Source organism: Stenotrophomonas sp. (assembly GCF_032056425.1).
Lineage (GTDB): Bacteria > Pseudomonadota > Gammaproteobacteria > Xanthomonadales > Xanthomonadaceae > Stenotrophomonas.
Genome location: NZ_DAMBCN010000053.1, coordinates 1 through 9,386, shown reverse-complemented (window position 1 = coordinate 9,386; position 9,386 = coordinate 1). Strand labels below are relative to the sequence as shown.

The window sequence follows — 9,386 nt, the reverse complement described above, 5'->3', positions numbered from 1 at the left end:
AGCGACCACGGCCACGGGACGATGCGCCCGTTGCGGCGGATGCCGCTCTCCTGCAAGGCCACGGCGTAGAGCACGGTCGAGGGGATGCCTGCGCGCTGGGCGGCAAGCTGGTAAGCCGGTGGCGGAACCTCCTGGGCCAGGGCGGCAACGGCATACAGGCCGGCAGTGAGCACCAGTGCGCGCAGGGGCATGGCTACGGCTGGCGCTGCCATTGGCCGTTCACTTCGCGCACGGCGGCGGGCAGATCGCCGGGCAGGCCCAGTGACAGCCAGCGGCCGCCGTCGTGGTTGAGCGTGATGCTGCCGGCGCGCACGCGCGCCGGGTCGATCTGCGCGCGCTTGGCCCAGTCGCGGATGCGCGCGTCATCCTGGCGGCTGCCCACCATGTACAGGTCGAACTCCGCGCCCGAGGATTGCAGGCGCTGCACGAGCTGTCCGCAGGCTGCGCAGCCGTCCTTGACGAACACCGCCATGCGGCCGCTGCCGCGCAAGGGACTGCTGGATGGGCCGGCGCCCGGCTTGTCGTCGGGCAGGTTCACGCGCTGCATCCCCGGATTCAGGCGCTGCCAGGCCTCGTCGTAGGCGCGCTGGTAGGCGAGCAGCTTCTCGACGCGGCGCGCTTCCACCTGCACCTGCAGTTCCGCATAGCGGCGCCGTTCTTCGTCCGTGCGAGCTTCGATGCCCAGGGCGGACAGCGGGTCCAGGTTGGGCGAGTAGATACCCAGCGGCCCATCCATCAGCTCGCGGTAGCGTGCCCATTCTTGTGGCTGCAAGCCCCATTCGGTTGCCACCCGGTCGTCCAGCACGCGGGCGGCCAGCGGGCGCTCCTGGCTCTGTGCGTTGCGCGCCGAGGTCGTTGCGGGCTGCTGCGCCCAGGCGGGCCATTGCGACGACGCCACCAGGACCGCGAAAAGGAGGATCGACGGCTTCATGGGGTGCTCCGGTCAGGGAATCGCCACGCGGCGGGTCTGGTTGCCGGCCTGGAACACTGCGGTGTTGCCCTCGATCGCCTGCAGGCGCCACGGGCCGACCGCATCCCCGGGCAGCAGCACCTGAAGTTGGGCGGGCGTGAAGTCCCCGATGCTCGGCGCGACGGACACGCTGCGCTGGCCGGCGCGCAGTTCGGCGCCGACGACGCGGAATGGCAGCGGCGGCAGCTCGGTCTTGGAGGCGGCGGACGTGCGCGATGCGCGCCGCTGGGCGGGTGCGGTGGCACGCGCGGCGGCTTGGCGCGCCTTGATCTGCTCGACCTCCGCGCGCAGCGCCTGGAGGTCGTCGGCCGCTGCGTAGCCACTGAGAGATTTCTCGACCTGGGCCGCGCGTGCTTCCAGAATCTGGCGGGTGTCTTTGAGGTCAGCGTCCGTCGCGACGGCCGGGCGCTGCTGGATGGCCTCGATCGTCTCGGCCAAGCCAGTTGCCTGCGCTTCCAGGCGTTGCAGGCGGGAATCCAGCCGCTCCTGGTCGGCCTGGTCGCTGAGGGCCTGGTAGCCCAGGGCCGCCAAGACGCTGAGGAAGATCAACCAGAGCCACATCAGGCTCTGCACCACCACGGCGGCGGTCGATCGCTGGGCAGGTTGCGGGGCGTTCATGGCTGGCCTCCCGAAACCATGGGTGCCAGCGGGAACGTCTGCACCGCCTCGGTGGCGGGTGGCTCGGATGGGGACTCGGCGACCGCGCGATCGCCGGGCCGCTCGAAGCAGATTTGCCGTGCGCGGTCATCCGCGTGCAGTTCCCAGGCCGGGCCAGCCAGCGTGAGCAGCGCATCGCGCAAGGTCATGGGGCCGAGGTGCAGGTGTACCGCCGGCAACGGCAGCGCGTACAGCTCGATCACGGCATGCGCGGTCTGGCACAGGCCATAGCCGCTGCGTTTGAGCACGTGCCGAAGCCCATCCCCGACCGTGGCGCGGGCATCCTCGGGCATGGACACGTCGATGGTCTGCAACAACAGGTCGCGCTGCGCCGCCATGGGTGCCAGTTCGACCAGTGTGTAGCGGGCGTAGCGCACGACCGGGATGTACTCGGAAGCCTCGGGTTCAGGCGCGGCCAAGACTTCCGCGATGGTGTCGGGCGCGACCGGCGCAGTCGTCGTCGCGCAGCCACCGGCCAGCACCGACCACAGCAGGCCGAGAAATCCCGCCAGAAGGCGGCGTTCGGGATAGTGAAACCACGGTGGAGAGGGGCACATAGCTCGGCGTCCTGAAACATCCAGCCCTCACCATCGCCGCTCAGGCCGCGAGCGGCAGCAAACAATGCGAACCAGGCAGCGTCCGATTTACCGGGAGCGGCAAAAAAAACGGCCCCGAAGGGCCGTAAGTGGAACGTGTCATGCGGCGACAAGCTGCCGGGCCAGTGCGACCTCGACGGAATCACCGTCCTGGTTCAGGACATCGAGCCCGGATTCGGGCACGTCGCCCGAGGTGGACTGCGAGACCATGATCTTCTTGGCCATCAGCTCCAGGCAGGTCATCTGCGAGGAACCGGCGTAGCCGAGGTAGATCACACGCACGGGCTGCTTCTGCCCGATGCGCCAGGAGCGGCGTGCCGCCTGCTGGAGCGAGTACACGTTGTAGCCCGACTGCATGAACACGATCGTCGGGAACTCCAACAGGTCCAGCCCCGTCTTGACCAACTCGGGGTTGGTGATGAGCACGTCGATGCCACGGTCCAGTTGCTCGGCGATCCAGTCTTCGCGGCGGCTGGCATCCACGCTCGCGCGCAGCACCGCCACCTTGAAGCCTTCCTGCTCCAGCAACACCTTCAGGCGCGACGTGGTGTCGCGCGTGCCGGTATAGACCGTGTAGGCCAGGACCTTGCGGCCCTGCGCCTTCTCCTCTTTGCAGATGTCGATCAGCTCACGCTCCTTGGGGCTGATCTCGAACTCGTTGAACTGAGCCGGGACAAACGCCAAGGTGTTGCGCGTGCGCGGATGCACCACGGTCTCCGACCGGAAGCAGCAATCCGGCCAGGCCAGCAGCACGTTGAGGACCACACCCAGCAAGGTCGTATCGCGTCGCGCCAGAGCCTGTTTCAGCTCCGCGGTCAGCCGACCCGCCAGATCGCGGTAGGCCGCGGCTTGCGCCGTGTCCATCGCGACTTCACGGAACTCCTCGTCATACGGCGGCAGGACGTTGCCACCGATGTCCTTGAGCTTGAGAAAGATCGTGAACGGCAGGATGCAGCGCAGCACGCCCTTGGGGCCAAACCCCGGGGCCTTGACCGTGCGCACCGATACCTTGGTGCCCTTGGCCGTCTTGTGCGCCGTGCCGGTGCTCTCGGAGTAGATGTCCTTCAACACCCCGTGATCGCGCATGAACGCCATCGCAGCCGAGGTCATGCTGCCGCTCGTGGTCGGGCGGTAGCCGTCTTCGATCATCCGCCCCGGAAGGGCTCGGAACAGCAGGTGGAACAGGTCGTCCCCGTAGCCGCCCATCAACGTGCCGGTCAGCAGCAAGGTCTTGCGAGCCTTCGCCGCCAGCACGCCCATGGCCTGGCCCTGGGCACTGCCCCCGTTCTTGTACTCATGTGCCTCATCGGCGATGAGCAGGTCGAACGTGCCTTGCGGCAGGTAGCGTTTGATGAACTCGGACGGCTGATAGCCGCCCTCGCCAAAGCCGAACTCCATGTTGGCCATCGCACGTTCCATGCGCGTGGCCTGACGGTCGGAAAACACCAGCTCGCCGTTGCCATCCATGAGGTTGATGAACTCATGGATGTTGTCGCCGAGCATCGACGCCAGGAACCCGTCACCGAACTTTTGCATCAGCTTCTGCGCGGTGACCTCTCCGATGGTCGGTATGCGCTTTAAGGCTTTGAGCACGGCCGAGGACTGGTCGCTGCCGGACAGACTGCGCGGGCGGATCAGTGTCCACAGGGGCGCGGCGCAGTGGCCGCACTTCCTGCGGCACTCCTCGGCTTGGAGCGCGATCGGGTTGACCGGCTCGCCGTCGAGGTCGGTGATGACCGTGCCGCAGTCCGGGCAGGCCGCCACGTCGCCGTGGCGGGTGCGCCGCGTGGTGAAGACAGGCTTCCAGTGAAAGCCCATCCGCATCCTGACGCGCCCCAGGACGAAGAACTCCTGGCCCGTGGGCTGCACGCCCAACTGCTCGCGCAGCTTGATGAGCTTGACGAGCGTATCCGGCCCGTTGAGTACCCACACCTTGGCACCGGCCACCGTCTCCTGGATCTCGCGCCGCCACTTGTAAACCAGGTGGGGCGGCGACAGCACCAGAGTGCGGCGATAGCCTTCGGCGTTGAGCACGGCGGCCGTGGCAATGCCGACGGTCGTCTTGCCGCAGCCCATCTCGCCATTGACGATCGCAGCACGTTCGCCACGGTCGATCAGCAGCTCGGCGGCGGCGTGGACGACTTCGGCCTGGGCTGGGAACAGCTTGCGCTTGAGGCTGGCGACCACCAGTTGCCGGTGCGCCTGCGGTTGGCCGGTATAGACCGGCGGATTAGCGCTGTTGAGGGCGTCGAGTAGTTCGTCGCCGAACTCGCCGACAAAATCCTGAAGGCTCAGGGTCAGAGGGGAAGATTCCGCGTCGAGCAGTTCGCCCTGTACGGGCGCGGATTCAGCGGCAGTGGTTTCGAGATCGAGGGACATGGTGATGCTCCAAAGAAAAATGGGGCATGCACCACCCCCAGCGGGGCAATGGCATGCCCCGTGGTGGGAAGAGAATCGACGCGTGGCTGAGGGTGGTTGAAGGTGCTGGCCTGGGCGGCCCGCAGGTGAACCGTGCTCAGTCTTCGGACGGAAGCACGATGACGGTTGCGCAGCGCTGCGAATCGGTGACGATGCGAATGGCGAGCCCCGGATGGATCACGTAGTACGATTCCAGCGACGCGCCCGATTGAAGCGCGCTGCTGTTCGTCTGCCATTGCTGGATGTTGACGTCGCCCCAGTCGCCACGGGTGTGGCGCCTGAAGTACGGGATCGGGTCCAGGCGACCCGCGCGGACCAGGCGGTCTACACCTCTGCTGAAGATGAGCGCCCCGATGGGGAACGCCAGCCGCTGGCAGTAGGTTTCGATGCGATGCGATGCCATGGGCTCCTCCTTGATGAGTCATTGAGCCACGACACCCCTGCCGGAGTGAAGTGGCTCCGTCAGGTGGATGAGGATGACGATGTGGGGCCTCAGATCAGGTCCCGCTCTTCGGGAAGCTGGACCACCGTGGTCTGGTGGTCCTCGCTGGTCTTGACGATCAGCGCCAGGTCCGGCGTGATCCTGAACTGCGAGATCATTAGGTTGTCCTGTTGGATCGCCACGTCGTTGGCTTGGCGTGTGGCCTCATCGATCTCGCCCCAGTCCCCGCGCACATGGCGCTGGACATAGGCCAAGGGGTCGATCAGGCCTCGCCGGGCCAGCCAATGCACCTTCTCGCTCAACTTCAACGTACTCGGTGCGAACAACGGTTGCTTGTGCGGCGCAGGCCGCTTGAACGGATTGGGGATCATGGTGTTTCTCCTTCGAGTTGGTACAGCAGGACGGCAGCGCGTCCGGTGGATCAGCGAATGGTCAACACCTCGCCCCGTGTCGCGGAGCCAGGTGTCATGTCCCACGCGCGGATGACGGGAACGAACTTGTCGGTGAGGATGCGGGTCTCGGCGATGGAGCCGTCTTCGCGTTCGGTGAACTCCCGCTGGAGCGTCTTGTCCTTGTGGGTGTCACCTTTGACGACGAGCACGCGCCCGGTCTTGGAGCGCACAACCCCCGAGATCGCACCCGCGGCCAGAGCCAGGGCGAGATGCCAGCGGGACAAGGCCCGCGCCGGTGGACGCAGCGATTGCTGCGCAGCCCCCAGGTGCGTGTCCTGCGATGGCCACAAGCCTTGCAGCCTGCCAACCTCATCGGCGAACTGCTCGGGCTCCATCGTCACGCGGAAGAAATGCTCTGGCTCGGCCGGGCTGGCGGGGACGATGTACGGCAGGAACGGCCACTCGCTCGGCAGTTCCTCGGCTTCGACTTCGCCTTGCCCTACCTGCAACAGCAGATTGCGCACGGCCTTGACGCCATCGGGCACCTGCTCGCGCTGGCGCACCCGGCGTCCGAAGATCACCACCTGCTTGAACTGCGTCTCCACCGCTCGGTAGATGCGCAGGTCCGTGTAGTGGCGCGTCAGCCAGCCGACCAACTCCGCGTCGAGCACGTAGCCGGGGACGATGAAAACCAGCACGCCGCCGTATTGCAGCAGCGAGAGCGTGCGCTGGTAGAACAGCTTTTCAAGGCGGGCACGGCCCTGGCCCTGATAGCCGATGTTGCCGTTGACGTCCTTGGACAGGTCCCCATACGGCGGGTTGAGCCAGAGCAGCCCGAAGGACTGCTTGGAGACCATCGTGTCCATCAGGTCCGCGTGCAGGCAGTGATCGACCAGGCCGCGGGCATGGCGCGCCCGCTCCGCGTCGAACTCGACGGCGAACGCCTTTGCCTGCTCGCGCCCGAGGGCATGGGCGGCTTCGGCGATCGCCACGCCTTCGCCGGCGCAGGGATCGAGGATGCACATCGGCCCGTCGCTGGGCATCAGTGCGTTGAGCGCTCTTTCGAGCGTGGGTTCGTCGGTCGGGAAATATCCGTTCTTGACGAAATTGCGGGCGAGCCGCGGGAACATGAGGGCCATGGAAGTCTCCTGGTTGGCGGGGATGAAACACGGAAGTACGCCAAGGCGTGCCTCCGAGGGTGGGTCAAGCCGCTACCGCTTCCGGCGTCCAAATCTTGGCCGGATACGGATAGGCGGTGAGCGCGTCGCTGCGGATCAGGGAGCCGAGCGCCAGGGTCAGCGCCGGCACGTCGATGGCGAGCCGATGGCCTTCCAGCGGCCCGAGGGCGAACGGAAGGCGGGCCAGCATCTCGCGGGTTTGCAGCAGTTCCAGCACGGTCTCGCGCCAGTGATCGAGCAGCGGCAACGGGCAGGTGTCCCGCACCAGCATCCACAGGCGGTCAAGCCTGTGGGCGCTGTCGCGTGGCAGCAGTGCCAATGCGCTGGCGTTGGCCTTGTCGGGCTTGACGCAGCGCCGGTCGAACAGCCACACGTTGGACAGCGAGCCGAACAGCGTCCGCCGGTACGCGCGCGTGATGCGCTTTTCCAGGCGATCGACGTTGCCGATGAATACCGGGACGCTGCCGCCCTGGTCGGTGATGACGTGGAACTGGTCCAGTCCCTGCTCGTCGCGCCCGAGGGTCAGGCGAGCGAGGAACTGCTGGACGGCGGTGTCCCGCGCCCAGATGGACAGGAAGATCAGGTTGCCCTGGTCATCGCCGACGCAGGCGTCGGCCATCACGTCCGGGCATTCGTCGATGCGGTACAGCGTGGAAGAAGTGTTTGCGGGCATGGTGGTGTCCTCGGATGAACGGGAACAGCACCGCCCGCTGGGGCAAGTACTGCCCCAGGGGGTGGAAGAAAACCGCTCAGTCCGGCTCGAACTGCCGGGTGTGCGGGTTGAAGTGAAGCGGCTCGTCCGCCGAAGTGATCGGCGTGAAGCCTTCCAGGTAGATGTTGTTGAGGTACTGGTCGCGGTAGGTCAGTGCCTGCCGTGCCTGGTCCTCGGTGAGGCCGTTGTCGATGAAGTACGCCAGCATTTCCTCGTCGGAGGACACTTCGTCGTTGGACAAACTCCCTTCAACGAGTGCCAGCAACGAGGGCGGAAGCGTTGCCAGGATCGGGTCCATGTCGGTTCCTCCTGGCTCAGGCCATCGACGCCGCGGCGGATGCCGCGGATGCCGTGGGTGTGCGCCGCCGGGCGTGGTAGGCGCGAACGCCTGCACGCCAGTCGGCGGACTGCTCCGGTGCGAGGTCCAGATAGGACAGCGGGCACGTGTAGTAGTACGGGTGCATGGACTCGTCCAAGGACTTGTAGCCCCACTGGCCGCCGCTTCGTTCAAGCAGATCGCAGCGGATGTAGCGCAGGGACTGGCCCGGTGCGAGATCACGATGCACGCCTTCGACCTTGGCGGTCACTTCGGCGACGGACCACAGCACGTTGCCGCGCAGGGTGTGAGCGATGACCTTGACGCTGGCGCGCTCGGTCTCTTGCGGTGCGATCAGTTCCGCGATCAGTTCGGACCGCGATTGGTTTGAGAAATACCAGCCCATGAGAGGCCTCCTCGAAAAGTTGAGCTGAAGGCCTCCCCGTGGGGAAGAACCCCCAGCGGGTGATGGAATGCCGCATCTGCGGCGAAGGAACCTATGCGTCGCCCTCAATCCCAGTCGTCATCGTCTCGATCACAACCGGCCGGGCAGTAGCCGAACTCGATCCCGTGCGAGCAATAGCCATGCTCCGCATTCCAGTCCTGGGTTTCCTGCCGTTCGGCAGGTGTTGCGTAGTCCCATTCCTGGGCCGCGATTTCGAGAGCCTGAGCACGTTGCTCATCCGGCAAACGATTGGCCTGTGCGTCGATCGCCGAACTGAAGAGCGTCACGTAGTGGTCGTAGGACAAGCCGCAACCGCGCTGGGCGTGTGCGGCGGCCGCTTTGCAAAGGTCCCGCCACGCGGGTTCATCCAGCGTTGAACGCGGGGTATCGCAAGCGATGGTGGACATGATGGAGACCTCCAGAAAATGGCCAGGGCCTCCCCCGCATGGGAAAGGAACCCCGGCGGGTGGATGAAGAACACCGCGCATGCGGCGTCTGCGATCACGCAGGTTTTGGTTCGGCCTGGCGGCTCCACTCCTGCGTCTTGAAGTCCAGCGCGTAGCCCAGCTCGCCCAGGCGGGCGATCTGCGCGCGCAGGGTGCGGCGGTCGATGGTCGAATCCAGTTTCACGGACTCGCCCAGCGGCCACAGCAGGCCGAAGAGCGCGGCGTCACCGTCTTCGGTGCTGCCGGGGGCAGCGGCCGTAGCAGGCGGTGGCGCATCCACGCCGAAGGGCGTGGTATCGACCAGCGGGTCCGCGGACGCCTGCACGGGTGCGGGCTTGGCGGGCCTGGACGCTTTGGTGGGCTTGGCCGGCGTTGCCGCAGGCTGCGCCCCTTGCTCTTCATCGAGCGGATCGACGTCCTGGGTGGCGAAGCTGCGGGCTTCGTCGCGGCTGAGTTTGTCGATGCCGTTGAGCGTCATGCCGTCGAGGCTGGCACGGATCTCGAACCGCATGCCGCCGCCGACCGGATAGGACTTCGGGAAGATGTACCTGATGATGAATTCCCCGTCGTACTTGCCTTCGGGGTACTGCTCCAGCTCCGGGTCTTTGACCTCGAAAGTACCGAGGTGCGTCGCGAGGCGGCCAACCGTGAACGGGCCGTTCTTGCCGCGGATGGTCCGCAACGTGAGCTGGCCCGGGACGACGATGGGCAGGACTGATCTCTCGGGTGCCGATGTGGCTGCCATGATGGTTCTCCTTGGGAAATAGGAAAAAGGCAAGGCCCCGTGAGGGGCCATGCCGGATCAGAACGAAGC

At 66.2% G+C, this 9,386-nt stretch carries 12 protein-coding genes and 1 pseudogene; all 13 read right to left on the bottom strand.

Features of this window, described 5'->3' with window-relative positions:
* A pseudogene (locus tag RTY46_RS19210) lies at positions 1 to 212 on the bottom strand (lytic transglycosylase domain-containing protein); the annotation flags it as partial.
* A complete protein-coding gene (locus tag RTY46_RS19205; RefSeq protein WP_003098886.1) occupies positions 194 to 931 on the bottom strand; it encodes a TIGR03759 family integrating conjugative element protein in 738 nt (245 codons plus the stop codon). The gene RTY46_RS19205 and the pseudogene RTY46_RS19210, both read right to left, overlap by 19 nt.
* A gap of 12 nt (positions 932 to 943) precedes the next feature.
* Positions 944 to 1,588 carry a hypothetical protein gene (locus tag RTY46_RS19200; protein ID WP_003098888.1) on the bottom strand — a complete coding sequence of 215 codons (645 nt, stop codon included), beginning with the start codon at positions 1,586 to 1,588 and terminating at the stop codon, positions 944 to 946.
* Positions 1,585 to 2,184: a PilL N-terminal domain-containing protein gene (locus tag RTY46_RS19195; RefSeq protein WP_003098890.1), complete on the bottom strand. Its 600-nt coding sequence runs from the start codon at positions 2,182 to 2,184 to the stop codon at positions 1,585 to 1,587. The genes RTY46_RS19200 and RTY46_RS19195 overlap by 4 nt, the downstream gene beginning before the upstream one ends.
* A 138-nt stretch (positions 2,185 to 2,322) precedes the next feature.
* A complete protein-coding gene (locus RTY46_RS19190; protein WP_004350563.1) occupies positions 2,323 to 4,602 on the bottom strand; it encodes a helicase-related protein in 2,280 nt (759 codons plus the stop codon).
* 136 nt (positions 4,603 to 4,738) lie between these two features.
* Positions 4,739 to 5,044: a hypothetical protein gene (locus RTY46_RS19185; protein WP_312710366.1), complete on the bottom strand. Its 306-nt coding sequence runs from the start codon at positions 5,042 to 5,044 to the stop codon at positions 4,739 to 4,741.
* An 89-nt stretch (positions 5,045 to 5,133) separates the two neighbouring features.
* Positions 5,134 to 5,454 (bottom strand): hypothetical protein, encoded by a 321-nt coding sequence (locus RTY46_RS19180; RefSeq protein ID WP_003116818.1) that lies wholly within the window; start codon positions 5,452 to 5,454, stop codon positions 5,134 to 5,136.
* 50 nt (positions 5,455 to 5,504) lie between these two features.
* Positions 5,505 to 6,638, bottom strand: a complete 1,134-nt coding sequence (locus tag RTY46_RS19175; RefSeq protein ID WP_223224654.1) for a DUF6094 domain-containing protein — start codon at positions 6,636 to 6,638, stop codon at positions 5,505 to 5,507.
* Between the two features lie 40 nt (positions 6,639 to 6,678).
* Positions 6,679 to 7,326 carry a hypothetical protein gene (locus RTY46_RS19170; RefSeq protein ID WP_003116820.1) on the bottom strand — a complete coding sequence of 216 codons (648 nt, stop codon included), beginning with the start codon at positions 7,324 to 7,326 and terminating at the stop codon, positions 6,679 to 6,681.
* A gap of 76 nt (positions 7,327 to 7,402) precedes the next feature.
* Positions 7,403 to 7,663 (bottom strand): hypothetical protein, encoded by a 261-nt coding sequence (locus tag RTY46_RS19165; protein ID WP_003090124.1) that lies wholly within the window; start codon positions 7,661 to 7,663, stop codon positions 7,403 to 7,405.
* Positions 7,664 to 7,679: 16 nt separating this feature from the next.
* Positions 7,680 to 8,087 (bottom strand): hypothetical protein, encoded by a 408-nt coding sequence (locus RTY46_RS19160; RefSeq protein WP_003116821.1) that lies wholly within the window; start codon positions 8,085 to 8,087, stop codon positions 7,680 to 7,682.
* Positions 8,088 to 8,191: 104 nt separating this feature from the next.
* A complete protein-coding gene (locus RTY46_RS19155; RefSeq protein ID WP_003116822.1) occupies positions 8,192 to 8,533 on the bottom strand; it encodes a hypothetical protein in 342 nt (113 codons plus the stop codon).
* Positions 8,534 to 8,627: 94 nt separating this feature from the next.
* The gene (locus RTY46_RS19150) at positions 8,628 to 9,317 is read right to left on the bottom strand and encodes a DUF3275 family protein (RefSeq protein ID WP_312710364.1); all 690 of its coding nucleotides are present in this window, start codon (positions 9,315 to 9,317) and stop codon (positions 8,628 to 8,630) included.
* Positions 9,318 to 9,386 lie beyond the last annotated feature (69 nt).

What these genes read in the sequence shown, in the direction of transcription:
- RTY46_RS19180 (WP_003116818.1), bottom strand. Translation starts at nt 5,454, where the DNA reads ATGATCCCCAATCCGTTCAAGCGGCCTGCGCCGCACAAGCAACCGTTG.
- RTY46_RS19190 (WP_004350563.1), bottom strand. Translation starts at nt 4,602, where the DNA reads ATGTCCCTCGATCTCGAAACCACTGCCGCTGAATCCGCGCCCGTACAG.
- RTY46_RS19195 (WP_003098890.1), bottom strand. Translation starts at nt 2,184, where the DNA reads ATGTGCCCCTCTCCACCGTGGTTTCACTATCCCGAACGCCGCCTTCTG.
- RTY46_RS19185 (WP_312710366.1), bottom strand. Translation starts at nt 5,044, where the DNA reads ATGGCATCGCATCGCATCGAAACCTACTGCCAGCGGCTGGCGTTCCCC.
- RTY46_RS19165 (WP_003090124.1), bottom strand. Translation starts at nt 7,663, where the DNA reads ATGGACCCGATCCTGGCAACGCTTCCGCCCTCGTTGCTGGCACTCGTT.
- RTY46_RS19150 (WP_312710364.1), bottom strand. Translation starts at nt 9,317, where the DNA reads ATGGCAGCCACATCGGCACCCGAGAGATCAGTCCTGCCCATCGTCGTC.
- RTY46_RS19205 (WP_003098886.1), bottom strand. Translation starts at nt 931, where the DNA reads ATGAAGCCGTCGATCCTCCTTTTCGCGGTCCTGGTGGCGTCGTCGCAA.
- RTY46_RS19155 (WP_003116822.1), bottom strand. Translation starts at nt 8,533, where the DNA reads ATGTCCACCATCGCTTGCGATACCCCGCGTTCAACGCTGGATGAACCC.
- RTY46_RS19170 (WP_003116820.1), bottom strand. Translation starts at nt 7,326, where the DNA reads ATGCCCGCAAACACTTCTTCCACGCTGTACCGCATCGACGAATGCCCG.
- RTY46_RS19200 (WP_003098888.1), bottom strand. Translation starts at nt 1,588, where the DNA reads ATGAACGCCCCGCAACCTGCCCAGCGATCGACCGCCGCCGTGGTGGTG.
- RTY46_RS19160 (WP_003116821.1), bottom strand. Translation starts at nt 8,087, where the DNA reads ATGGGCTGGTATTTCTCAAACCAATCGCGGTCCGAACTGATCGCGGAA.